A 24394-nucleotide genomic window follows, 5' to 3' on the forward strand; every position below is an offset into this window, starting at 1 on the left:
CGCGTCCGCTGCTGCCCACACCGCGTCGGCACCCTCGCCCGAGCCATCCTCACCCTCGAACACGAAGGATGAAAAACGCTCAATGGAAATTGCGGTACACCCAGGGGCCCAAGCCCTAGTCGCGGCAGCGGGTGGCGGAGTAGAGGTGGCTGTCGGGGAACTCCGACGCGGTCAGCACCTGGCCCACCACGACGACGGCGGTTCGCACGATGCCCGCGGCGCGCACGCGTTCCGCGATGTCGGAAAGCGTTGCGCGCAGGACGATCTCGTCCGCACGGCTCGCGTTCGCGACCACGGCCACGGGGCAGTCCGCACCGTAGTTGGGCAGCAGTTCCTCGACGAGCTGCTCGATGCGGTTGACCGCGAGGTGCAGCACCATCGTCGCCCGGCTCCGGCCGAGCGTGGCGAGGTCCTCGTGCTCGGGCATCGGTGTCGCACGCGCGGAGGTGCGGGTGAGCACCACGGTCTGCCCGACCCCCGGCACGGTGAACTCCCGCTTCAGCGAGGCCGCCGCGGCCGCGAACGCCGGCACGCCCGGCACCACCTCGTAGGGGATCCCGGCCGCGTCGAGCCGGCGCATCTGCTCGGCGACGGCGCTGAACACCGACGGGTCCCCGGAGTGCAGCCGAGCCACGTCGAGCCCGGCTCCGTGGGCGGCCAGCATCTCGGCGAGGATCTCGTCCAACGTCAGCTTCGCCGTGTCCACCAGCCTGGCGTCGGCCGGGCAGTGCGCCAGCAGCTCCGCCGGGACCAGGCTGCCCGCGTACAGGCACACCGGCGACGAAGCGATCACGTCGCGCCCCCGCACGGTGATCAGGTCTGCGGCGCCGGGCCCGGCACCCACGAAACGCACTGTCATCGCTTGCTCACCGCCCACTGCGTCACCGGCATCGCCGGTCGCCAGCCGGTGTAGCCACCGATCGGCGCCGCGCGCTCCACCGAGATCCGGACCAGCTCACCGCCGTGGCGGCCGTACCAGTCGGTCACCAGCACCTCCAACTCCAATGTGACCGCGTTGACCACCAGCCGACCGCCTCGCCGCAGAGCGGCCCAGCACGCCTCCAGCACGCCCGGCGCGGTGCCACCGCCACCGATGAAGATCGCGTCGGGTTGGTCCAGCCCGTCCAGCGCGCGCGGCGCGGCTCCGGTGACGACCTGGACGCCGGGGACGCCCAGCGCGCTCGCGTTCGTCGCGATGCGCCGTGCCCGGTCCTCGCGGTGCTCGATCGCGATCGCCCGGCAGGCCGGATCGCTGCGCATCCACTCGATCGCGATGCTACCGGCGCCCGCACCGACGTCCCACAACAACTGCCCGGGCGTCGGGGCCAGCCGCGCCAGCGTGATCGCCCGCACGTCGCGCTTGGTGAGCTGCCCGTCGTGCTCGAAGGCGTCGTCGGGCAGACCTGGCGTGCTGGGCAGGAGGTTCGCGTCGGGAGCCGGGCGGCACTCGACCGCGATCACGTTGAGCGGACTCACCGCCGGCCGGTCCCAGTCGTCCGCGGTGGAACTCGTCCGGCCCTCCTGCACGCCGCCGAGGTCGGACAGCACCGTCACGCTGCTCGTCCCGTAACCGCGGGCCCGCAGCAGCGCGGCCACCTCGTCCGGCGTGCCGCCGTCGGAACTGAGGACCAGCAACCGGTTTCCCGGCTGGAGCCGGGGGTGCAGCAGCTCCACCGGCCTGCCGACGAGGCTCACGACGGCCGTTTCCTGCAGCGGCCAGCCCATTCGAGCGCAGGCCAGCGACAGCGATGACGGGTGCGCAACGATCCGCACCCGATCCCGGCCCAGCAACTTCACCAGGGTCGCGCCGACCCCGTAGAACATCGGGTCACCGCTGGCCAGCACGCAGATCGACCGGTCGGCGTGCTCCGCGAGCAGGCCGGGCAGCGCGGGCAGCATGGGCGTGGGCCAGGTCACCCGCCGTCCGTTCGCTTCGGGCACGAGGTCCAGCTGTCGCGAGCTGCCGAACAGCACATCCGCGGAATCGACGATCTCCCGGGCGTGCGGCGACAGACCCGCTGCGCCGTCGGCCCCGATTCCCACGACGTGGACGAGCTCCGGCTTCTCCTGGTGAACGGTCACCGCACCACCTCACCACGTCGCCGCTATACCGTGCCGAGGACCTTCGTCACGGAGATCTCGATCACCACGCGGGACGGGTTGGGGCGGGGCTTCTTGTAGCGCTGCTCGTACCGGGCCTCCGCGTAGGCCACGGCGCCGGGATCGTCCCGCACCACGGCGCGACCCTCCAATGTGGACCAGCGCCGCCCGTCGACCTGGCAGACCGACGCGGGCACGCCCGCCGGCCCGGCGGCGAGGATCTGTCGCACCTTGTGCGAGGTGCCCGAGGAGATCACACGCGCGACCGCCGACTCGACGTCGAGGGTCACGCCCACCGGAACGACGTGCGGTGTGCCGTCGCGTCGCACCGTCGTCAGCGTGCACAGGTGCCGTTCCTGCCAGAACTGCAGGAAATCCTCGCCCTTGCCGTCCAGCGGCGACTTCTGGCCCACCGGTTTCCCTCCTGCTCGGGTTGGCGACGCGTGTTCACGAGCGCCGCAGCCGCGCGTCACCCCCGGCGCGCACCGCCGCGGTCGTTGCGGGTGCCGTGGCCTCGCCGGGCACCGCGCCCGGACGGACCGTGCACGCCGCGGCCGGCGCGATCTCCATGCGCGCCTTCGGCGCTACGGCCGCTGTCGCGGCGCCCCTGGCCGTTGCCGTCCGCACGGCGCGGCCTGCGGCTCGCCCTGGGCTCGCCGGCCTCGTACTCGGTGCGCCGCGTCGCGCCTCGCGGCGCTTCGCTCTGCCTCGCGCCGCGACTGCGCAGCGCACCGCCCTGCTTCGCGGGCCTGCTGCGCGGCGCTTCGCGCCGCTTCGGGTCGACGATGGCGACGCCGTCGGGTTCGCGGGCTCCGGTCAGGCGCGCCAGTTCGGCGTCCTCCGGGCCGACCGTCGTGGTCGTGGCCGTGACCCCGGCCTGGTTCGCCATCGTCCGGAAGGCCTGCTTCTGGTCGTCCGTGACCAGGGTGACGACGGTGCCGGTCGCGCCCGCACGGGCGGTTCGGCCCGCTCGGTGCAGGTAGTCCTTGGGGTCGGCCGGCGGCTCGACGTGCACCACCAGGCTGACGTCATCGACGTGGATGCCGCGCGCGGCGACGTTCGTCGCCACCAGGGTCTCGGTCTCGCCGGTCTTGAACTCGTCGAGGATCCGGGTGCGCGCGTTCTGAGCCTTGCCGCCGTGCAGCGCTCCGGCCCGGATCCCGACCGCGCGCAGCTTCTTCGCCAGCCGGTCGGCGTGGTGCTTGGTGCGCACGAACATGATCGTGCGGCCCTCGCGGGCTGCGATGCGGGCGAGCACCGCCTGCTTCTCCGCGGCGGACACCAGGAGCTGGTGGTGCTCCATGCTGTCCACGCTCGCCGCCGGGGGCGCCAGCGAGTGCACCACCGGGTCGGTCATGTAGCGCTCGACGAGCTTGTCGACGTCGCCGTCCAGCGTCGCGGAGAACAGCAGGCGCTGGCCGTCGGCCGGGACCAGGTCGAGCAGCTCCCGGACCTGCGGCAGGAAGCCCATGTCCGCCATCTGGTCGGCCTCGTCGAGCGCGGTCCGCTCCACTTCGGACAGCACGCAGGTGCCCTGGCGCACGTGGTCGGCCAGCCGGCCGGGCGTCGCGACCAGCACGTCCACGCCCCGGCGTAGCGTGTCGGCCTGCCGGGTGAAGGAGGTGCCGCCGACGACCTCGCGGACGTAGAGGCCGAGCGCCTTGGCCAGCGGTTTGAGGGCATCGGTGACCTGCGTCGCCAGTTCGCGGGTCGGCACCAGCACCAGCCCGCGCGGGTGCAGCGGGCGGGCGTTGCCCTCCTGCATCGCCAGCAGTGGCAGGCCGAAGGCCAGCGTCTTGCCGGATCCGGTCTGGCCCCGGCCCAGCACGTCCCGTCCGGTCAACGCGTCCGGGATGGTGGCCGCCTGGATCGGGAAGGCCTCGACCATCCCGTTGTGGGCCAGGGCGCTCACCAGCCGCTTCGGCAGCCCGAGCTGGTCGAAGGGCGCCGGGTCGACGGCTGTGACGCCGACCTCGTCGAACAGGCTGCGCTTCGGCGCCGGCTGCTGGGATTGCGGGCGGCGCCGGCGGGGCCGCCGGGACGAGCGCGCGGGCGTGTTGGACGAACTTGATGGCACGAAGAAACTCCCGAGATGCGGCACGTCACGGGGAGGCTTCGCGGAGACCGCGTGCGATCGCAAGGACGAGCCCGGCGCATTCGCGCCGATGGATGTGGATTCCGAGTCCGTTGACTCGTGGTCGGCCGGTGGGTTTCCGGCCCGGTTCAGCGCCGAGTCTAGCCGATCACGCGCGGTCGCCGGTGGCTGGCGTGCGTGGTGGCCGGACCCGGCGCTGAGACCGCGGTCACATCACATTTCCCGCTGTGGCCAGGAGAACCGTCAGTGCCTCGGGATCCGCCAGGTGCTCGTCGGCACCGCGGGCGCGGAACCAGCCGGCGATGTTGTCCGCGTCACGTCGCAGGAATTCGGGCCCCCGCGGATTCGCCGCGAGATCGACCGCCTGCGGCAGGTCGATCAGCATCAGCTTGCCGTCGTGCACGAGCACGTTGTACGCGGACAGGTCACCGTGGGTGTAACCCTGCTCGGCCAGCCCCAGGAGAGCGTCGACGAGTTGCAGCCAGAGCTCGTCGAGCTCGTCCGGCGTCGGCCGCAGCGCCGAGAGCCGCGGAGCCGACGTCCCGTCGGCGGACCCCAGGAACTCCAGCAGCACCTCGGTGCCGACGCGCTGCACGGGGTAGGGCACCGGCACGCCGGCCAGCCACAGCGACGACAGTACGGCGAACTCCGCCACCGCCCACTGCTGCGCGATCATGCCGCGCCCGAACGAGCTGCGCTGCTGCATCGCCCGCATCTCGCGGGACTTGCGCATCTGCCGGCCTTCGAGATAGCCCGCGTCGCGGTGGAACATCCGGTGATCCATGTCGCGGTACCGCTTCGCCGCGAGCAGGCAGGAACTCCCACCGGGCACCGACCTGCGCAGCAGGTGCACGTCGGCTTCCTTGCCGGTCTTGAGCACGCCCAGCTCGTGGTCGACCGCGGCCAGCTCGGTCACCAGCCAGGACGGGTGCGGCCCGGGGCCGCGTTCCCCGGTGTCCCAGGTGGACCAGCGGTCGGCGCCGTCGGGCAGCGGTCGTGGTTCTGGCTCGTCGCGCAGCGCGGCGAGCAGGGTGCGTTCCTCCTCGGTGAGTCGGCCGCGCCGCATCGGCTCGTCGTCGAAGCGGCGCTTCTTCGACTGCTTCGGCTTGCGGTTCTTGATCGGCTTCGTGATGCGGATGAAGTCTGGGTCGTACTCGTCGTACGCAGACAAGATCTGGTGCTCCTCAAGCGGGACCTCCGCCGGGCACCGGTGTTTCAGCGCACGCGTGGCGGAGAGAGGCGGGTTCGGCGGTAGCTGCGCGGAATACGCACGCGCGCGAAGGTCACAAAGGCCACCATGGCGAACCTCCCTCCAACTTTCCGAGCTGCGCGAACTGGTCGAAGTAAGTCTGATCGATCGACGGCCGCCGCCGCAACCGAATTTCCGCGCCCGGAAAGTCAGGCCCGGACGACGACGCAGAGCCCGCGCGCGCCCTCGCGTTCCACCTGCAGCCCGGCGTCGTTGGCCACGTCGAGGACGTCCTCGAGCGCACCGGGCTCCTCGGGCGTCCGGGCCAGGGCCCGGGCCAGCTTCCCCTTGTGCGACTTGTTGTGGTGGCTGACGACCTTCCGCTTGCCCGCCGCGTCTTCGGACAGCACGCGAACCGCAACGGCGTTCGGCACCTTGGCCAGCGCCGAGTACGCGCCCGACCGCAGGTCGACCACCAGCGCGTCGGCGTCGGCGAGTACCGGCTCCAGCACTGGGCGCCACACGCTGCGCAACGTCCCGAACCCGGGCAGCGCGCTGCCCCCGGACAGGCGGTAGGCGGGGATCGCGTCGGTGCCCCGGACCAGCCCGAACAGCGCCGAAGCGACGGCCAGCCGGGCATCGGCCCGCGAGCGCTCGGCGGCCAACAGCGACCGGACGTCCAGCGCGTCGTACAGCACCCCGGTGTAGCGCTCGAGTGCCGGAGCAGTGGGCGAATCCCACAGCTCTGCGTTGCGCTCGACCTCCTCCACCTGGCGCTCCGACAACCCCAGTGCGGCCAGGCTGGCGGGCACGTCATCGGCCAAAGTGGACAGTGCCTCGATCAGCTTCCGCCGGGTGGGCGTCAACTCCGGATGCGACAGGGCGTCGAGATCCAGCGGCGCCCCGGCGCCGCCAACGGCCTTGGTCTCCGAAGGAGGAAGCAGAACCAACACCCCACCAGGCTAAGCGGTCCCCGGACGAGGCCGGCGAGCCCGGTGCGCAGCACCTCACCTCCGAGGTCACGCAATTTCCATTGAAATCGAACCTCCAATTTCAATGGAAATTGCGTACTGGTGCTTCAACGCGGCTTGGATCCTCGCAACGACCTGGTCGAAACCCTCCCGAAGCTGGTCGCTCGTCACGATGATGACGACCCACCCGAGACTCCTGAGACGGTTCCGCCGGATCTCGTCGCGCTTGATCTGCGCCGGGTCCGCATGCCATCCCCCGTCGTACTCGACCGCGACCCGGGCGGCTTCGAAGGCGAGGTCCACCCGCGCGACGAATCCATCACTATCGAATACCTCCAGTTGCGGAACCGGGCGTAGTCCGCGCAGCGCGAGTTCGACGCGGAGGATCGACTCCGGCACGGACTCCGCGCGGCCGTCGAGATGTTCGAGCCGCATACGCGCCCGGACGATTCCATGATCCTTCCTGCCGACAAGGAAGCCCGCGATCTCCTCGATCGTGATGCTCCCCGCGTGCAGCAGCGCGTCGCAGTACGCGACGGCCTGGGACATCGAGCGCTGCTTCAGGATGTCGAACGAAATGCGCGGAAATCCCGCCACCCCGATCCCACGCCACGACGAGTGCTCGAAGTCGAAGGCTCGGGCAGCGGTGCAGCGGAGTCCGTTCCTGCGAAGCATCCCGTCAACGCGGGGCACGATCACTTCGACCGGCGCCCTGAAATCCGCGAGCGGCACACCACGCAGCGTCGCAGCGGATCGGCCGGTGATCACCGAGCCGCTCGGCAAGGTCATGGCCGCTGCGGCACATTTGAGCTCGTGCGTCAGCTGGGTGTCGCAGGTGGTGTAGACCCCGTGCAGCACCTTGCGGAACGCGCTGCCCCGCAACTGCCAGTCGGTGAGACCCGCGGCAATGGCCTCGGAGCGGAGGAAGAGCTTGTGGGGGGTGTCGCCGATTTCGGGAGGGAACGCTTGGAGTCTCATGTAGATGTAGAGGCGCGAGACCCTCGATCAGATACACCTCGCCGAAAATCTGTGGATAGGTCGACCCCCTTGTGGATAACTTCCGCAATTTCAATGGAAATCGAAGGTCCGATTTCCATTGAAATTGCGGGACCTCGAGTCGGGACGGGGGACGTCAGGCGGGGGAGAGGGTGCGGTTGGTGGTGGCCGGTAGGGCGGACAGGCCGTGGATGATCGACGTCGGGCGGCGGACCACCGCTCCCGCCCGGCGCAGCCCCGGCAGGCGGGTCGCCAGGCAGCGGAACGAGATCTCCGCCTCCAGCCGGGCCAGCGGCGCGCCCAGGCAGTAGTGGATGCCCGAGGAGAACGCGAGGTGATCACCCCGGTCCGGGCGGGTGATGTCGAACCGGTCCGGGTCGTCGTGCACCGCCGGGTCCCGCCCGGCCGACGCCAGCACCGCCAGCACCGGCGTGTCCGCCCGGAGCCGGCGACCGGCCAGCTCCACCGGCTCGTGCGCGATCCGCATCGTCACCTGAACGGGCGGATCCCAGCGGAGCGTCTCCTCGACCACGGCCGACGCCATGCCGGGATCGGCCCGCAGCAGATCCCACTGCTCCGGGTGCTGCAGCAGCGCGAGGGTGCCATTGCCGATCAGGTTGACCGTCGTCTCGAAGCCGGCGACCAGCAGCAGGTCGCACAGCTGCACCAGCTCGGCGCCGGTCAGCTTGTCCTGGTCGAGGGCGGCGACCAGGTCGCTGACGATGTCCTCGCCGGGATCCGCGCGGCGCTGCTCGATCAGCCCGGTGAACATCGCGTCGAGCTCGCCGAAGGACTCCCGCATCTGCCGGAGCTGGCGGGCCGACCGGACCCCGTCCAGCGCGCCGGCCAGCACCGTGCCGTGGTGCGCCAGCCGCTGCGCGTCCAGCGGCGGCAGCCCGAGCAGCTCGCAGATCACCCGGATCGGCAGCGGCCCGGCGAAGTCCCGGACCACGTCGAACTCGCGGCGCTCGGCGGCCCGGTCCAGCAAGTCGTGGGCGATCTGCTCGATGCGCTCGCGGTAGGTCTCCAGGCGGCGCGTCCGGAAGGCCGGGGCGGCGAGCTTGCGCAACCGCGAATGATCGGGCGGATCGAGCTCCAGCAGCGAGAGCTGCAGGTCAACGGCGGCGGCCGTCGGGTCGCCGTAGGACCCGTCGCTGGTGCGCACGCCGAACCGCCGGTCCCGCAGCACCTCGTCGCACAGCTGGTGGGTCGTCGCGACCAGCACCCCGAGCTTGCTGCGCACCAGCGGCCCCTGCTCGCGCATCTGCCGGTAGAGCGGGTACGGATCGTCCCGCCACGGGGCGTGCAACAGGCGCGCCATCGGGTCGCCGCGCACCGCGAAGAGCCAGGTCAGCGCCCCCTGCGCGAGCAAACGCGCGCGGAGGCTCCACTCCGCTGATCGGCCGCCGTCGCTGCGGGCCTGCTGAGCGGACATCGGACCCCCTACGTGAAACGGACACCTCGTTCGAGGTAACCGCACCCGCGGCGGCCCGACAATGGGCCAACCGGATCAGTGTCCGCTGGCCACGCAGAACTCGTTGCCCTCCGGGTCCTGGAGCACGGTCCAAGCCAGGCCGCCGGGCCCCTCGTGCTCGCCGACCTCCGTGGCGCCCAGCTCGACGAGGCGGCGCACCTCGGCCTGCCGGTCGGTGGTGCCCAGGTCCACGTGGACCCGGTTCTTCCCGGCGCGCGGCTCCGCCACCTGCTGCAACCCGAGCGCCACCCCGCCCTCCTGGTTCGCGGCGAGCATCACGAACTCACCGACGTCGAGGACGACGGAGGTGTCCAGGGCCTGCGTCCAGAAGTCGGCCAGCTTCCGGGGCGATGCGCAGTCGATCGTCACCATGCCGATGTTCAGTGCCATGGCGCGGAAGATAGGCGCCGACCCCGACAGCCGCCGGGCGGCGCGGGTAATCCGCTGGTGGTGACCCCGGGGTGGGTCGCTACCCTGCGGTTGACGTATCGGGCCGGACGAGGAGCTAGTAGCCGTGATCACGAGGATGTCGACGTTGTTCCTGCGTACCCTGCGCGAGGATCCGGCCGACGCCGAGGTGCCGAGCCACAAGCTGCTCGTCCGCGCCGGCTACGTCCGCCGGATCGCGCCGGGCATCTACTCGTGGCTGCCGCTGGGCCTGCGGGTGCTGCGCAAGATCGAGGAGGTCGTGCGCGAGGAGATGAACGCGATCGGCGCGCAGGAGATCCACTTCCCCGCGCTGCTGCCGAAGGAGCCCTACGACGCGACCAACCGCTGGACCGAGTACGGCCCGAACCTGTTCCGGCTGAAGGACCGCAAGGGCGGCGACTACCTGCTCGGTCCGACGCACGAGGAGCTGTTCGCGCTCACCGTCAAGGGCGAGTACAGCTCCTACAAGGACTACCCGGTCATGCTGTACCAGATCCAGACGAAGTACCGGGACGAGGAGCGGCCCCGCGCCGGCATCCTGCGCGGCCGCGAGTTCGTCATGAAGGACTCCTACTCCTTCGACCTGGACGACGAGGGCCTGGCGAACTCGTACCAGCTGCACCGCGACGCCTACATCCGGATCTTCGACCGGGTCGGGCTGCGCTACGTGATCGTCGCGGCCACCTCCGGCGCGATGGGCGGTTCGGCGTCCGAGGAGTTCCTGGCCGAGAGCGAGACCGGTGAGGACACCTTCGTCCGCAGCACCGAGTCGGGCTTCGCCGCCAACGTCGAGGCCGTGGTCACCCCCGCGCCGCCCGCCGAACCGATCGAGGGCAAGGCGGCCGCCGAGGTCCACCACACGCCGAACACGCCGACCATCGAGACCCTGGTCGACTACCTCAACGCCAACACCGACCGCAAGTTCACCGCGGCCGACACGCTGAAGAACGTGCTGGTCAAGACCCGGCAGCCGGGCTCGTCGGACTGGGAGCTGCTGGCCGTGGGCGTGCCCGGCGACCGCGAGGTCGACATGAAGCGGCTGGAGGCGTCGCTGGAGCCCGCCGAGGTGGCGCTGCTGGAGGAGGCCGACTTCGCCGCCAACGCGTTCCTGGTCAAGGGCTACATCGGCCCGAAGGCGTTGCAGGACAACGGCGTCCGGTACCTGGTCGACCCGCGCGTGGTGACCGGGACGGCGTGGGTCACCGGCGCCGACAAGACCGACCACCACGTGGTGGACCTGCTGTGCGGCCGGGACTTCACCCCGGACGGCACCATCGAGGCCGCCGAGGTCCGCGAGGGCGACCCGTCGCCGGACGGCCACGGCACCCTGGTCGCCGCGCGCGGCATCGAGATCGGCCACATCTTCCAGCTCGGCCGCAAGTACGCCGACGCGTTCTCGCTGGACGCGCTCGGCCAGGACGGCAAGCCGAAGCGCATCACCATGGGTTCCTACGGCGTCGGGGTGTCGCGGCTGGTGGCCGCGATCGCCGAGCAGAGCCACGACGAGGTCGGCCTGGTGTGGCCGCGCGAGGTGGCGCCCGCCGACGTGCACGTGGTGATCGCGGGCAAGGACGAGAGCATCCGGGAGCGCGGCGAGGCCATCGCGGCCGAGCTCGACGCGGCCGGCGTGCAGGTGATCCTGGACGACCGGACGGTGTCGCCGGGCGTGAAGTTCGCCGACTCCGAGCTGATCGGGGTGCCGACGGTCCTGGTGGTGGGCAAGGGCCTGACCAGGGGCGTCGTCGAGGTCCGCGACCGTCGCTCCGGCGACCGCGCGGAGGTCGAGGCGGACAACGCGGTGCAGCACCTCATCGACGTCGTCCGCGGCTGAGAGGCCCGAAGCCGATTACGGGGCCGTGGGCCCGGGGTTTCCCGGGATCCACGGCCCCGTTTCTTCGCTGTTCCGGCAGCCGCAGGTCAGGACAGCGCGGTGAGCACCGCGTCGGTGTCGGCGAGGTTCGGCAGGACCGCGTGGGCGCCCGCGGCGCGGAGGTCGTCCTCGCTGCTGGAGCCCGTGGCGACGCCTACCGCGACCGCGCCGAAGCGCAGCGCACCCGCGACGTCGTGCGGCGTGTCACCGACGACCACCACGGCGTCCGGGGAGATCGGCCCGCCGTGGCGGTCTTCGGCCTTGGCGACGGAGTCCGCGATCAGATCGTGGCGGTGCACCGAGGCCTCGCCGAAGCCGCCGATCTCGAAGTCGACGTGGTGGTGCAGGCCGAACGATTCGAGCTTGTGGAAGGCGACCTCCGCGAGGTTCCCGGTCACCAGCGTCTGCGTGAACCGCGGCTCGTCGGCGAGCGCCGTCAGCGCCCGGGCCGCACCGGGCAGCGCGCTGCCGCGCTGCGAGAGCTCGTCGCGCGTGTCGGCGACCGCGCTGGTCAGCGCCGCGAACATGGCCGCGATCGTGGGCTCGTCCGGGGTGCTGCCGTGGATCTCCAGCACGTCCGTGGTGATCGCCAGCTCGGTGCGGCCGGCGGTGTCCGGCATGCGCTGCAGAGCCTTCCCGGTCACGTCCGCGAGCGCGCGGCGGTACCAGCGGGAGCCGAAGCCCCGGGCGTCGATCAGGGTCAGGTCGATGTCCCACAGCACGAGTCGCGTCACCGCACCATCCTGCCAGCCGACAGGCGGTGCGGTGACGCCCGATTTCCCGGCAGCCGCGCGCTCAGGCGGCGAGCTCGCGGCGGGCGGTCTCGGTCACGATCGACATGCCCAGCACCGTCAGCGCCAGGCAGCAGATCAACATGATCGCCACCGGCATCGCCGAATGCGTCGCCCGCAGCAGCGCCGCGCCGATCAGCGGTGCGGCGGCGCCGGCGACCACCGTGGCGGCCTGATATCCCAGCGACACCCCGGAATACCGCACCGAGGTGCCGAAGAGCTCGGCGTAGAAGGCGGATTGCGCGCCGGTCAGCGTGCCGTGCAGCAGCAGCCCGACCGCCACCGCCAGGAACACCAGCACCGGATCGTGGCTGCCCACCAGCGGGAAGAAGATCACCGTCCACAATGCACAGCCGATGGCGGCGGTGATCGCCACCGGTCGGCGGCCGAGCCGGTCGGACAGCGCCCCACCGGCGAGCATCGACAACGCTTGCACGAGGGAACCGACGGCCACCGCGGTGGTCGTGATCGTGGTGGGAAGCCCGATGTTGCCCGCGTAGACCAGCAGGAAGATGGTGAACACGTAGAACGCGGCGTTCTCGCCCACGCGCGCCGCGAACACCGCGAACACCGGCCGCGGGTACTGGGCCAGCGCTTCGAGCACCGGCGCCCGCTCCTCGCGGCTCTCCTCGGCGACGGCCTGGAACAGCGGCGACTCGGCCACCCGCAGCCGCACCCACAACCCGATGACGACCAGCACGATCGACGCCAGGAACGGGATCCGCCAGCCCCACGCCGAGTACTGCGCGCCGGTCGTCGCGGTCGCCATCGCGGCCAGGGCGCCCGTGGCCAGCAGGTTGCCCAGCGGCCCGCCGGTCTGGGGCCACGCGGTCCAGAAGCCGCGCCGCTCGCGCGGCCCGTGCTCGGCCACCAGCAGCACCGCGCCGCCGAACTCGCCGCCGAGCGCGAAGCCCTGCACCAGCCGCAGCAGCGTCAGCAGCAGCGGCGCCGCGATCCCGATCTGCTGGTAGCCCGGCAGCACGCCGATCAGCACCGATGCGGAGCCCATCAGGACCAGGCTGATCACCAGCAGCCGCTTGCGGCCGACCCGGTCGCCGAAGTGCCCGAACACCAGGCCGCCCAGCGGCCGGGCGGCGAACCCGACGGCATAGGTGACCAGCGCCAGCAGCACGCCGAGCAGCCCGTCGGAATGCGGGAAGAAGACCGGGCCGAACACGGTGGCCGCGGCCGCCCCGTACAGGAAGAAGTCGTAGAACTCGACGGTGGTCCCGACCACGCCCGCGGACACCACGCGGGCCAGGCGGCGAGTTCCCCCAGCTGTTGTCGTCACGGTCGCAAAGAGTGCTCGCGCGACCACGCCCCGCGCAAGATCCCGGCTCGAAGTCGCCTCATCCGCAATGCCATTGGAATGAGGTTTTCCAACCTCGTTTTGCGTGGCGGTGCGGGTAGCGGAACCTCAGAGGCTTCCCGGACTGCGGGTGCCCGCCGCCATGAAGCGTTTGAGAACCCGCGGCGGTGCCGGTTGCGGGGGTGGGCCGAAAGCGCCTCCGGTGCTTGGCGGCAGCGTGCGCGGTCACGGCACGTCGGGCTCCGCAGTCACGGCCGCTCCAGGATGAAAATCGCGATCAGCCGGGCAGGAAGCTCAGGCGGACCCGGCGGACCGGATTGTCCACATTGGTGTCCACCAGGCACACCGACTGCCAGGTCCCCAGCGCCATCTCCCCGCCCAGCACCGGGATAGACGCGTACGGCGGGACGAACGCGGGCAGCACGTGGTCCCGGCCGTGGCCCCGCGAGCCGTGGCGGTGCCGCCAGCGGTCGTCGGCGGGCAGCAGGTCCCGAAGCGCGGCGAGCAGGTCGTCGTCGCTGCCCGCGCCGGTCTCGATGATCGCCAGCCCGGCGGTCGCGTGCGGCACCCAGACGTTGAGCAGGCCGTCGCGCGCCCGGGCCGAACGCAGGAACCGCTCGCACTCCGCGCCCAGGTCGTAGACGACTTCCACGGAGCCGGTCCGGACCTCGATTTCCTCGCTGTGCATGGGTTCAACCGTAAGCAGCGGTACCGGAACCGGCCCGGCCGGTGCGAGGATGCCGCCATGCGTGAGGCATTCGGTGCGCGGTTCGACGTCCCGGACGGCTATCTCAACACCGCGAGCATCGGCATCCCGACCGCCGACGCGGCCCGCGCGGTCGCGGAGTCGGTCGCGCGCTGGGGGCGCGGCCGCGACCTGCCCGAGGACTTCGAGCCGGCGGTGGCCGACGCGCGGGCGTCGTTCGCGGCGCTGGTCGGCACCACCGCGGAGCGGGTGGCGATCGGGGCCACCGCCTCCCAGCTCGTCGGCCTGGTCGCGGCGAGCCTGCCGGCGGGCGCTCGCGTGCTGGTCGCCGAGAACGAGTTCACCAGCGTCGTCTTCCCGTTCGCCGCGCAACCGGACGTGCAGGTCACCGAGGTGCCGCTGGACGAGATCGCGGAGCACGCCGCGGACCACGACCTGGTGGCGGTCAGCGCGGTGCAGTCCAGCGACGGCCGGATCGCCGACCTCGACGGCCTCCGGCGGAGCGCCGCCGCGGGTTCGACGCGGGTGCTCATCGACGTCACGCAGGCGCTGGGCTGGCTGCCGGTGCGGCTCGACTGGGCTGACTGGGTCGTCGGCGCCGCCTACAAGTGGCTGCTGTCACCGCGCGGCGCCGCCTGGCTGGCGGTGCACCCGGATGCGCCCGAGGTCGTGCCGAACAGCGCGAACTGGTACGCCGGGCAGGACCCGTGGAGCACCACCTACGGCCTGCCGCTGCGGCTGGCCGGTGGCGCCCGCTCGCTCGACCTCTCGCCGACGTGGTTCGCGCAGGTCGGCGCGGCGGTGGCGATGCGATGGCTGGCCGGGCTCGACATGGCCGCGGTCGCCGCGCACTGCACCGGGCTGGCCGACGAGTTCAGCGCGGCGCTGGGCCTGCCCGCCGCCGGCTCCGCGATCGTCTCGGTGCGCGCGCCGGACGCCGTGTCGAAGCTCACGGCGGCCGGGATCACCTGCGCGGCGCGAGCGGGCCGGGCACGACTGTCATTCCACCTCTACAACACCTCCGCCGACGTCGAGCGCGCGGTGCGTGCGCTGCGATGACCATCCGGGGTGTCCGACTTGTAATCAGCGCCCGCTACGGTTGGTGCTCGTGCCGGACCGACGAGGTGTGCCCGAAGAGATGACGGGAGCACAAGCCAACACGCAGCGCGAAACCACGCCGCTGCGGCGCGACAACTCGCTTATCAGACCGGATCGCGCGCCGGTGCCGCCGGACGAGGCCACTCGGCCGGCGTTCGCCCCACCGCCCCGCCGCGACCAGCCGCCGCCAGTGCAGCAGCCGCCGGTGCAGCCGCAGGCGCAGCAGCAGCCGACGAGCTGGCAGGCCCCGGTGGCGCAGCCGGAGCCGCAACCGCGTCGCATCACGCCGACCGGCTGGCTGCTGCGCGGGCTCGGGCTCGTCGCGATCTCGGTGCTGTCCGGGCTGATCTGGCTGATGATCAAGCCGGACACCGATGACGAGGCCGCACCGCCGCCTGCGGAGGTGCCGCGCTACGAGTTCGTCCCGATCCGCCGCGAGGAAGCGTTCCAGGGCTGCCAGAACGTCTCCACGGCCAAGATCAAGAGCTTCTTCCAGAAGCAGGAGTGCGCGCACCTCACGCGGGCGCTCTACAGCACCAAGCTGCCCGACGGCACCCGGGTGCTGACCTCGCTGGTCACGGTCCTGATGCCGGACGCGGCCACCGCGCAGCAGCTCAACGACCTGACCACCAAGGACGGCACGGGCAACATCCGGGACCTGGTCGACGACGGCCGGGACGGCACCAAGGGCATGCCGGCGCTGGACGACGACGCCTACGCCTCGGGCCGCCAGGACCGGCTGGTGGTGATCGGCGACTCGGCCTACTTCGACAAGAACACGCCGCACAAGGACCCGGTGCTGCTCGACGTCACCAAGGAAGCGCTGAAGCTCGGCTGGCCGCAGGAGCAGACCCCGCGCTGACCGCCGGGGTCAGGGCTGACCGGGGAAGGGCTTCGCGGCGGGCTGCGTGCCGACGGTGAGCCGCCACCGGGTGGCCCGGACGGCAGCGGTGGTCAGGCCGTCGAGCGCGATACCGCGCAGCGCGGCGTCCTCGGTGTTCTCCAGCACCGAACGCCAGCCGGTCTCGCAATCGGTCTCCGTCTTGACCAGCAGCCCGATCGCGGCCTTCTGGTCGCTCACCGACTCCCCGACGTCGTACGCCGGCTGAGCCGCCGACGGCGTCTGCTGCGCGTCGCGGATCACCCGCTCCGCGGTGTCGCGCAGCCTCCGGTGCTGCTCCATCGCGTCGCCGATCGCGCTGCGCACGCGGGATTCGCTCGCGAACGCGCTCGCCAGCCCGTACACCCACACCGCCGCGTGCTCCGCGCTCAACGCGCTGCGCAGCGCGTTTCCCGCCTCGTCTGAAAGCTCCGTCATCCGAGCACCTCCCGCAGGCTCGCGCAGCTCGCCGCGACCGATCCCAGCAGCCCGGCGCGGTAGGGCTCCACCCCGGCCACCAGCTGGATCGCCCTGTCCTGCGCGCCGGCCAGCGCATCGCGCAGCGCCTTCGCCGCCGTGCTCGCCGAGGACGGGGCCTGCTGCGGTGCCGGATCGGGCACCGACGGCGGGTCTTCGGGGTCGCGCGGATTGACCCGGTCGACCTCGCGCTGCAACGCGGCGGCGTGCTCGGAACGCGCCGAGGCGATCTCGCCGGCGGCGTCGGCCAGGCCCGAATGCGCCTGCGCGATCGCCTTCGCCAGCTGGGCGTCGGACTTCGCCGCGGCCGCCAGCGCCACCAGCGGGTCGGGTTCCTCGGGTGCCGAGCTGCACGCCGCGGTCAGCGCGGCGGCGACCGGAACGGCCGCGAGCAACCGCAGCGCGCTCCGCCGCCCCAGCAGCGACCTGGCTCGCGAAGGGGATTCCACGTCGGCCTATCCTGCCAGGCGATCACCCGGCCGGACGCCCGGGCATCGCCCCCGGTGATCGGCACGATCCGCCGATCGTTGGGGTCCCACGCCGCGCTCGGGTGCGGGTGGACGCGATACCCTGGGCGACCGCGGCCGGCACGGACAGCACTGGTCGTGAACGTCCCGCCGGCCGGCCCGGCCGCGAGACCCCGTGCCGCGATGTTTCCAGGTCTGCCCCAGACCCCGATCGGAATTTAGGGAGTGCCAACGTGTCCAGCCCGCCGCGCGGTGAGATCACCGCGCAGCTGGAGCCCGTCGTAGCCGAGGCCGTGGCTAGATCGGGCTTCGACCTCGAGGAGTTCGACGTGCAGCAGGCCGGCCGCCGCCGGCTGATCAAGGTCGTCATCGACTCCGATGACGGCGTCGGGCTCGACGAGATCTCCGACGTCAGTCGCGCGGTGTCGGAGGTGCTGGACGCGCACGAGCACGTCCTGGCCGGCTCCTACACGCTCGAGGTCACCTCGCCGGGCGTGGACCGGCCGCTGACCCGCGCGCGGCACTGGCGTCGCGCCCGCTACCGGCTGGTCAAGATCCGGTTCGCCGACGGCGAGAAGTTGGTGGCGCGGGTCGGGGCGGCCGATGATGAAGGAGTCACGGTGCTGGTCGCCGGCGAACTGCGCCGGGTGGCCTACCGTGATGTCGAACGCGCGGTGGTCGAGGTGGAGTTCCAGCAGCCACCGGCGGAGGATTTGGTCAAGCTGGAGCGGGCTGCGAGCGGCGTTTCCCAAGAGGGGGACGACCGGGAAGACACGGAGGAGTCGAGGTGAACGTCGACATCGCGGCGCTGCGGGCGATCGAACGCGACAAGGACATCCCGTTCGAGACGGTCCTAGAAGCGATCGAATCGGCACTGCTCACCGCATACCGCCACACCGAGGGGCACCAGCCGCACGCGCGGGTGGAGGTGGACCGCAAGACCGGTGTCGTGCGGGTCCTCGCGCACACCCTGGCGGCCGACGGCAGCGTGCAGGAGGAATGGGACGACACCCCGGAGGGGTTCGGGCGCATCGCGGCGACGACCGCGCGGCAGGTCATCCTGCAGCGGCTGCGCGACGCCGAGCACGAGCGCACCTTCGGCGAGTTCTCCGCTAAGGAGGGCGAGATCCTCGGCGGTGTCATCCAGCGCGACGCGCGCGCCAACTCGCGCGGCATGGTCATCGTGTCGGTCGGCGACAGCGAGGGCGTGATCCCCGCCGCCGAGCAGGTGCCCAGCGAGAACTACGAGCACGGCACCCGGATCAAGTGCTACGTCGTCGGGGTGTCCCGGAGCGCGCGCGGACCGCAGATCACGCTGTCCCGCACCCACCCGAACCTGGTGCGGCGGCTGTTCGCGCTGGAGGTCCCGGAGATCGCCGACGGCACCGTGGAGATCCCCGCGGTGGCGCGGGAGGCCGGGCACCGTTCCAAGATCGCGGTGCGCTCGACCGTCAGCGGCGTCAACGCCAAGGGCGCCTGCATCGGGCCGATGGGCTCGCGGGTGCGCAACGTGATGAGCGAGCTCGGCGGCGAGAAGATCGACATCATCGACTACTCGGACGACCCGGCGACCTTCGTCGGCAACGCCCTGTCGCCGGCCAAGGTAGTCTCGGTGGAGGTCGTCGACGAACGCACCAAGACCGCGCGGGTGGTCGTGCCGGACTTCCAGCTCTCGCTGGCGATCGGCAAGGAAGGCCAGAACGCCCGGCTCGCGGCTCGGCTCACCGGCTGGCGGATCGACATCCGCAGCGATGCCGACCCGGGTGCGTCGGCTGCTCCGGCGGCGCAACCCCCGGCGCAGGCGTCCGGTCTGGACCCCGCGGTGGAGGGACTGCCGACCGTGGGTTCGGCCGAGTAACGTCGTCGGGTTAGAATCAGAGGAGGTTCGACGCGAGGGAGCGACAATCCGCACACGGGTGTCCGGTGAGCACGGCGAAAGCCGTGAGCCGGTTCGTACCTGCGTGGGGTGTCGTGCCCGGACGTCATCCTCTGAGCTGCTGCGTGTGGTGGCTGAGGTCGGTCGGGCTGGTCCCGTCGCTGTACCCGATCCACGACGTCGGCAACCGGGCCGGGGCGCTTGGCTGCACCCCGATCCGGCGTGTCTGCGTCTGGCCGAGCGGCGCCGGGCTTTTCCGCGTGCACTCCGTGTGCCGGGAGTCCTGGACACCTCGGCCGTGCAGGCCCACCTGAGTGCCGGGCAACCGCAGCAGGCGGCTCAAGACGTGACCGACGCGGGATCCGTCCCGCGCCAGGCAACTGAAGGAAAGCAGGTCGACCCGTCATGAATCAGCCGTGAAGCTGAAGCCATGAACGCGCATCGGCGATAGGACGAGGTCGAGCGGGACTGCCGCCCGGCCTCACCCAGATGAGGAGAGCAGTGGCAGGCAAGGCCCGCGTACATGAGCTCGCCAAAGAGCTCGGTGTTACCAGCAAGGAAGTTCTGAACAAGCTCGCCGAGCAGGGCGAGTACGTGAAGTCCGCGTCGTCCACCGTGGAAGCCCCGGTGGCCCGCAGGCTTCGCGACGCACTCGCCAAGCCCTCGGCGTCGAAGAAGAGCGACGCCGGCGGCGGAGGCAAGCCCGCTCCGGCAGAGCCCAGGCCGTCCCGCGCCGATGCGGCGGCGCCGAAGCCTGGACCCAAGCCCGGCCCGCGCCCCGAGGCGCCGGTCGGTGAGCGTCCCAAGCCCGGCCCCAAGCCGGGTCCGAAGCCGACCCCCAAGCCCGAGCCGGAGGTCGTCAAGCCGGCCGAGCAGGCACCGGTCGTCAAGCCGGCCGAGCAGGCACCGGCCGCCAAGGCGGCCGAGTCGCGTCCGGCGCCCGGCCCCAAGCCGGGTCCGAAGCCCAGCCCGAAGCAGGGTGGCGACGGCGACGCCGGCGTGGTTCCGCCGCGTCCGAAGTCGCCCAAGCCGGGCCCGCGGCAGCCGCGCGTCGGCAACAACCCGTTCGGCGTCGGCAGCGGAGCGCCGCAGCAGCGGCCGCCGCGGCCGGGCCCGGGTGGCCGTCAGGGCGGCGGGCAGGGTCCCGGCCGCCAGCACGGCGGTCCCGGTGGCCAGCGTCAGGGCGGCGGTCAGGGTGCCGGCACGGCCCCGGCCGCGGGCAACGCCCCGCGCGGTGAAGGTGGCTCGCGCCCGAACCCGGGCATGATGCCGCCGCGTCCGAACCCCGGCATGATGCCGCCCCGTCCGCCGCGCAGCGGTGGCGGTCCCGGCGGTGGCCGCGGTGGCGGCGGTGGCCGTGGCGGTCCGGGTGGCGGCGGTGGCCGTCCCGGCGGTGGCGGCGGTCGTCCCGGTGGGGGCGGCGGCGGCTTCCGCGGTGGCGGTGCTGGCGGCGGCGCCCCGAGCGGTGCCCCGGCCGGCGGTGGCTTCCGCGGTCGTCCCGGCGGCGGTGGCCGTCCGGGCGGTCCCGGTGGTCGCGGCGGTGCTGCCGGTGCGTTCGGTCGTCCCGGCGGGCCCGCGAAGCGCGGTCGCAAGTCGAAGCGGCAGAAGCGCCAGGAGTACATGGAGAACATGCAGGCGCCGTCGGTCGGCGGCGTCCGCCTCCCGCGCGGCAACGGCGAGACCCTTCGCCTGCGTCGTGGTGCTTCGCTGACCGACTTCGCCGAGAAGATCAACGCCAACCCGGCCTCGCTGGTGCAGGCGATGTTCCACCTCGGTGAGATGGTCACCGCGACCCAGTCCGTCTCCGACGAGGTGCTGGAGCTCCTCGGCCAGGAGATGAACTACAAGGTCGAGATGGTCAGTCCGGAGGACGAGGACCGGGAGCTGCTGCAGTCGTTCGACATCAGCTACGGCGACCCGGGCAGCTCCGAGGACGAGCTGGCGGCGCGGCCGCCGGTGGTGACCGTCATGGGTCACGTCGACCACGGTAAGACGCGACTGCTGGACACCATCCGGAAGACGAACGTGCAGGCCGGCGAGGCCGGTGGCATCACCCAGCACATCGGTGCCTACCAGGTCCTCACCGAGCTGGAAGGCAACGAGCGGCCGATCACGTTCATCGACACCCCGGGTCACGAGGCGTTCACCGCCATGCGTGCCCGCGGTGCCAAGTCGACCGACATCGCCGTGCTGGTGGTGGCCGCCGACGACGGCGTCATGCCGCAGACGGTGGAGGCGATCAACCACGCCCAGGCGGCCGGTGTGCCGATCGTGGTCGCGGTGAACAAGATCGACGTCGAGGGTGCGAACCCGGCGAAGATCCGCCAGCAGCTCACCGAGTACAACCTCGTCGCCGAGGAGTACGGCGGCGACACCATGTTCGTCGACATCTCGGCGAAGCAGGGCACCAACATCGACAACCTGCTCGAGGCGATCCTGCTCACCGCGGACGCGGCGCTGGATCTGCGGGCCAACCCGCACATGCCCGCCCAGGGTGTGGCGATCGAGGCCCACCTGGACCGCGGTCGCGGTCCGGTGGCCACGGTGCTGGTGCAGCGGGGCACGCTGCGGGTCGGTGACTCGGTGGTGGCCGGCGACGCCTACGGTCGCGTCCGCCGGATGATCAACGAGAACGACGAGGACGTCCCCGAGGCGCTGCCGTCGCGGCCGGTGCAGGTCATCGGTTTCACGTCGGTGCCGGGCGCGGGCGACACCTTCCTGGTGGTCGACGAGGACCGGGTCGCCCGGCAGATCGCCGACCGCCGCGGGGCCCGCATCCGCGAGGCGCAGAACGCGGCCAAGCGCAAGCGCGTCAGCCTCGAGGACCTGGACAAGGTGCTCAAGGAGACCAACCAGCTCAACCTGATCATCAAGGGTGACAACTCGGGTACCGTCGAGGCGCTCGAAGAGTCCCTGATGAAGATCGAGGTCGGCGAGGAGGTCGAGCTCCGGGTGATCCACCGCGGCGTCGGTGGCATCAACGAGTCGGACATCAACCTCGCCACCGCGGAGAACACCATCGTCCTGGGCTTCAACGTCCGGGCCGAGGGCAAGGCGGCCGAGGTCGCCAACCGCGAGGGCGTGGAGATCCGGTACTACTCGGTGATCTACCGGGCGATCGAGGACATCGAGCAGGCCCTCAAGGGCATGCTCAAGCCCGAGTACGAGGAAGTCGAGCTGGGCCGGGCCGAGATCCGCGAGGTCTTCAAGTCCTCCCGGATCGGCACCATCGCGGGCTGCATGGTCACCGAAGGCATCATCAAGCGCAACGCCAAGGCGCGCCTGCTGCGGGACAACGTGGTCGTCGCCGAGAACCTCAGCATCAACTCGCTGAAGCGGTTCAAGGACGACGCCACCGAGGTCCGCGAGGGCTTCGAGTGCGGTCTGACCTTGGGGTCGTACAACGACATCAAGGTCGGCGACGTCATCGAGCCCTACGAGATGCGCGAGAAGCCGCGCGACTGAGCCGGTGCTGCGCAGGGGGTCGTCACTAGACGGCCCCCTGCGTGCCGGTTCGCCCCCGCGGTGAGGAACACCCATGTACGTCGGTGTACTCGAACTGGACGTCCTCCTCGGCGACGTCCACTCCCTGAAGCAGAAGCGCGCTGTCGTGCGGCCCGTGGTGGCCGAGTTGCGACGGCGCTTCGAGGTTGCCGTCGCCGAGGCCGGGAACCAGGACTTGCATCGCCGCGCGCTGTTGGGCGTCGCGGCCGTCTCCGGCGACGCCGCGCACGTGCGCGAAGTGCTGGAAGCGTGCGAGCGGTTGGTCGCCGCACGCCCCGAACTGGAACTGCTCTCCGCCCGCCAGCGCATGCTCGGGCCGGAGGACTAGGAGCTCTTCGTGGTCGTTCTGCGCGAGAACCCGCGGCGGCGCGAGTCGAGTCCCACACCGCAAGCGGCTAGCGCCGCTTTTCAGACGAACTGAACTTTCCCCGAAGGAGGTGCGCCGTGGCTGATACGGCGCGCGCCCGCAAACTCGCCAAGCGCATCGCCCAGATCGTGGCATCCGGGCTGGAGCACGAGGTGAAGGACCCGCGGCTGGCGATGGTGACAATCACCGACGCTCGGGTCACCCCCGATCTGCGGGATGCCACTGTCTACTACACCGTGTTCGGCGACGACGCCGACTACGCCTCCACCGCGGCCGCGCTGGCGAGCGCGACCGGGGTGCTGCGGTCCCGGGTCGGGCAGCAGACCGGCGTCCGGTTCACCCCGACGCTGACCTTCGTCGCCGACACCGTGCCGGACAACGCGCGGCGGATGGAGGAACTGCTCGCCAAGGCCAAGGAGGCCGACGAGGAGGTCGCCCGGTTGGCCTCTGGAGCGGTGCCGGCCGGCGACGCCGATCCGTACCGAGCCAGCACCGACGATGACGAGTTCGCCACCGACGGTGCGGACGAGGGGTCGTTTTCCGACGCCGATGTGCGTCGTGGGCCACAGAGTGGTTGAGTCGCAGCTCAGCATCAGGTGCGTTGGACGTCGGCGGCCGGAACGGCCACCGATGTCGTGGAGGTGAACCTGTGCGCGGGCAACCCGATAGCGACCGCACCGGCGGCGGCCAACCGGCCACCGTCGATCCGGTCGAGCAAGCCGTAGCCGAGGCCGCTCGCAAGCTGTCCGAGGCCTCGGACGTGACGTTGTTCGCGCACATCAACCCGGACGCGGACGCGCTCGGCAGCGCGTTGGCGCTGGGCCGGGCGCTGCGGCAGCGCGGCTGTGCGGTCCGGGTGTCCTTCGGGATGCCGGACCTGCCGCCGTTCTCGCTGCGCGATCTGGACGGCGACGACCTGGTGGTGTCGGCGGACGAGGTGCCCGCCGCGCCGCCGGTGCTGGTCGTCTGCGACACCGGGAGCCTGCAGCGGCTCGGCAAGCTCGCTGATCGGGTCGACGCGACGATCGCCGCCGGCGGCGACGTCATCGTGATCGATCACCACGTGTCGAACACCCGCTACGGCACGCTGCACCTCGTCGACGAGCACGCCGAGGCGACGGTGATGATCGTGCTCCGGCTGCTCGACGAGCTCGGCGCGGAGCTCGACCTGCCGACCGCGCGGTGCCTCTACGCGGGCCTGGTCACCGACACCCGGTCGTTCCGGCACGCCAGCGCGTCGACGCACCGCGCGGCGGCGCGGCTGCTGGAGGCCGGGGTCGACCCGGAGGCGACGACGCGGCCACTGCTGGACACGCATCCGTTCGCCTGGATGAACATGCTGTCCGGGGTGCTGGGCGAGGCCCGGCTGGAGCCGACCGCGGCGCAGGGCCTCGGGTTCGTGCACGCGACGGTGCGGCTGGCCCATTCCGACGGGCTGCGCAGCGAGGACGTGGACAGCGTCATCGACGTGGTGCGCACGACGAGCGAGGCCGAGGTCGCCGCGGTGCTCAAGGAGACCGCGCCGGATCACTGGTCGGTGTCGCTGCGCTCGGACAGCCGCGTCGACGTCGGCCACGCGGCGGCGGCCTGCGGCGGGGGCGGGCACCGGCTAGCCTCCGGCTTCACGGCGCAGGGCCCGGCGGAGGAGATCATCGCGGCGATGCGCAAGGCCCTCGACGAAGCCCCGCTCCTGGACTGACGCCCGCCCGCACCGAGGCCCACCTCGCACCGGTGTCCCCGCAATTTCCATGGAAATCGAAGGTTCGGTTTCAATGAGGTTCTTCCAACCTCAATT

Annotated in this window: 24 protein-coding genes; 10 read left to right on the top strand and 14 right to left on the bottom strand. The window is 71.6% G+C overall.

Annotation, left to right across the window (positions count from 1 at the left end; translation table 11 throughout):
• Window positions 1-115: 115 nt before the first annotated feature.
• The 9 genes from cobM to AC07FN_RS34720 all read right to left on the bottom strand — a co-directional run bounded on the left by cobM (window position 116) and on the right by AC07FN_RS34720 (window position 9215).
• A complete protein-coding gene (gene cobM, locus AC07FN_RS34680; protein WP_132487335.1) occupies window positions 116-859 on the bottom strand; it encodes a precorrin-4 C(11)-methyltransferase in 744 nt (247 codons plus the stop codon).
• Window positions 856-2082: a precorrin-6y C5,15-methyltransferase (decarboxylating) subunit CbiE gene (gene cbiE, locus AC07FN_RS34685; RefSeq protein ID WP_478399435.1), complete on the bottom strand. Its 1227-nt coding sequence runs from the start codon at window positions 2080-2082 to the stop codon at window positions 856-858. The genes cobM and cbiE overlap by 4 nt, the downstream gene beginning before the upstream one ends.
• A gap of 23 nt (window positions 2083-2105) precedes the next feature.
• Entirely contained in the window at window positions 2106-2513 is a 408-nt protein-coding gene (locus AC07FN_RS34690; protein WP_478399436.1) for a pyridoxamine 5'-phosphate oxidase family protein, read from the bottom strand.
• 56 nt (window positions 2514-2569) lie between these two features.
• Window positions 2570-4177 carry a DEAD/DEAH box helicase gene (locus AC07FN_RS34695; protein ID WP_478399437.1) on the bottom strand — a complete coding sequence of 536 codons (1608 nt, stop codon included), beginning with the start codon at window positions 4175-4177 and terminating at the stop codon, window positions 2570-2572.
• 226 nt (window positions 4178-4403) lie between these two features.
• Window positions 4404-5366 carry a serine protein kinase RIO gene (locus AC07FN_RS34700; RefSeq protein WP_478399438.1) on the bottom strand — a complete coding sequence of 321 codons (963 nt, stop codon included), beginning with the start codon at window positions 5364-5366 and terminating at the stop codon, window positions 4404-4406.
• Between the two features lie 227 nt (window positions 5367-5593).
• Window positions 5594-6337 carry a peroxide stress protein YaaA gene (gene yaaA, locus AC07FN_RS34705; RefSeq protein WP_478399439.1) on the bottom strand — a complete coding sequence of 248 codons (744 nt, stop codon included), beginning with the start codon at window positions 6335-6337 and terminating at the stop codon, window positions 5594-5596.
• A 66-nt stretch (window positions 6338-6403) separates the two neighbouring features.
• Window positions 6404-7333 (bottom strand): endonuclease domain-containing protein, encoded by a 930-nt coding sequence (locus AC07FN_RS34710; protein ID WP_478399440.1) that lies wholly within the window; start codon window positions 7331-7333, stop codon window positions 6404-6406.
• 154 nt (window positions 7334-7487) lie between these two features.
• A complete protein-coding gene (locus AC07FN_RS34715; RefSeq protein ID WP_478399441.1) occupies window positions 7488-8786 on the bottom strand; it encodes a cytochrome P450 in 1299 nt (432 codons plus the stop codon).
• A 75-nt stretch (window positions 8787-8861) separates the two neighbouring features.
• Window positions 8862-9215 (bottom strand): VOC family protein, encoded by a 354-nt coding sequence (locus AC07FN_RS34720; RefSeq protein ID WP_478399442.1) that lies wholly within the window; start codon window positions 9213-9215, stop codon window positions 8862-8864.
• A 124-nt stretch (window positions 9216-9339) separates the two neighbouring features.
• On the opposite strand from AC07FN_RS34720, the gene AC07FN_RS34725 reads away from it, so the two are divergent.
• The gene (locus AC07FN_RS34725) at window positions 9340-11085 is read left to right on the top strand and encodes a proline--tRNA ligase (protein ID WP_478399443.1); all 1746 of its coding nucleotides are present in this window, start codon (window positions 9340-9342) and stop codon (window positions 11083-11085) included.
• Window positions 11086-11171: 86 nt separating this feature from the next.
• On the opposite strand, the gene AC07FN_RS34730 is transcribed toward AC07FN_RS34725, so the two are convergent.
• The 3 genes from AC07FN_RS34730 to AC07FN_RS34740 form a co-directional block, all read right to left on the bottom strand.
• Window positions 11172-11858: an HAD family hydrolase gene (locus AC07FN_RS34730; protein WP_452615456.1), complete on the bottom strand. Its 687-nt coding sequence runs from the start codon at window positions 11856-11858 to the stop codon at window positions 11172-11174.
• Between the two features lie 61 nt (window positions 11859-11919).
• Window positions 11920-13206: an MFS transporter gene (locus AC07FN_RS34735; RefSeq protein WP_478399444.1), complete on the bottom strand. Its 1287-nt coding sequence runs from the start codon at window positions 13204-13206 to the stop codon at window positions 11920-11922.
• A 295-nt stretch (window positions 13207-13501) separates the two neighbouring features.
• Window positions 13502-13912 carry a YjbQ family protein gene (locus AC07FN_RS34740; RefSeq protein ID WP_132487358.1) on the bottom strand — a complete coding sequence of 137 codons (411 nt, stop codon included), beginning with the start codon at window positions 13910-13912 and terminating at the stop codon, window positions 13502-13504.
• A gap of 57 nt (window positions 13913-13969) precedes the next feature.
• Here AC07FN_RS34740 and AC07FN_RS34745 point away from each other — a divergent pair, with 57 nt between their 5' ends.
• A complete protein-coding gene (locus AC07FN_RS34745) occupies window positions 13970-14989 on the top strand; it encodes an aminotransferase class V-fold PLP-dependent enzyme (RefSeq protein ID WP_478399445.1) in 1020 nt (339 codons plus the stop codon).
• Between the two features lie 79 nt (window positions 14990-15068).
• Window positions 15069-15890, top strand: coding sequence for a hypothetical protein (locus AC07FN_RS34750; protein ID WP_478399446.1), 822 nt, complete (start codon window positions 15069-15071; stop codon window positions 15888-15890).
• Window positions 15891-15899: 9 nt separating this feature from the next.
• On the opposite strand, the gene AC07FN_RS34755 is transcribed toward AC07FN_RS34750, so the two are convergent.
• On the bottom strand, window positions 15900-16346 hold the full coding sequence (locus tag AC07FN_RS34755; protein ID WP_478399447.1) for a ferritin-like domain-containing protein: 447 nt from the start codon (window positions 16344-16346) through the stop codon (window positions 15900-15902).
• Window positions 16343-16834, bottom strand: coding sequence for a hypothetical protein (locus AC07FN_RS34760; protein WP_478399448.1), 492 nt, complete (start codon window positions 16832-16834; stop codon window positions 16343-16345). Before AC07FN_RS34760 ends, AC07FN_RS34755 begins: the two co-directional genes overlap by 4 nt.
• A 251-nt stretch (window positions 16835-17085) precedes the next feature.
• Between AC07FN_RS34760 and rimP the strand changes: the two genes are divergently transcribed.
• The 7 genes from rimP to AC07FN_RS34795 all read left to right on the top strand — a co-directional run bounded on the left by rimP (window position 17086) and on the right by AC07FN_RS34795 (window position 24298).
• Complete coding sequence (gene rimP, locus AC07FN_RS34765; RefSeq protein WP_478399449.1) at window positions 17086-17643, top strand: ribosome maturation factor RimP; 558 nt, start codon at window positions 17086-17088, stop codon at window positions 17641-17643.
• Window positions 17640-18710, top strand: coding sequence for a transcription termination factor NusA (gene nusA, locus AC07FN_RS34770; protein WP_452615463.1), 1071 nt, complete (start codon window positions 17640-17642; stop codon window positions 18708-18710). Before rimP ends, nusA begins: the two co-directional genes overlap by 4 nt.
• Complete coding sequence (locus AC07FN_RS34775; protein ID WP_478399450.1) at window positions 18604-19137, top strand: YlxR family protein; 534 nt, start codon at window positions 18604-18606, stop codon at window positions 19135-19137. Before nusA ends, AC07FN_RS34775 begins: the two co-directional genes overlap by 107 nt.
• Window positions 19138-19229: 92 nt before the next feature.
• Complete coding sequence (gene infB, locus AC07FN_RS34780) at window positions 19230-22193, top strand: translation initiation factor IF-2 (RefSeq protein ID WP_478399451.1); 2964 nt, start codon at window positions 19230-19232, stop codon at window positions 22191-22193.
• A 73-nt stretch (window positions 22194-22266) separates the two neighbouring features.
• Window positions 22267-22560, top strand: coding sequence for a DUF503 domain-containing protein (locus AC07FN_RS34785; protein WP_132487374.1), 294 nt, complete (start codon window positions 22267-22269; stop codon window positions 22558-22560).
• Between the two features lie 116 nt (window positions 22561-22676).
• Window positions 22677-23177 carry a 30S ribosome-binding factor RbfA gene (gene rbfA / locus AC07FN_RS34790; RefSeq protein ID WP_478399452.1) on the top strand — a complete coding sequence of 167 codons (501 nt, stop codon included), beginning with the start codon at window positions 22677-22679 and terminating at the stop codon, window positions 23175-23177.
• Window positions 23178-23341: 164 nt separating this feature from the next.
• On the top strand, window positions 23342-24298 hold the full coding sequence (locus tag AC07FN_RS34795) for a DHH family phosphoesterase (protein ID WP_452615586.1): 957 nt from the start codon (window positions 23342-23344) through the stop codon (window positions 24296-24298).
• Window positions 24299-24394 lie beyond the last annotated feature (96 nt).

It is taken from the genome of Saccharopolyspora sp. NPDC045941 (assembly GCF_056431445.1).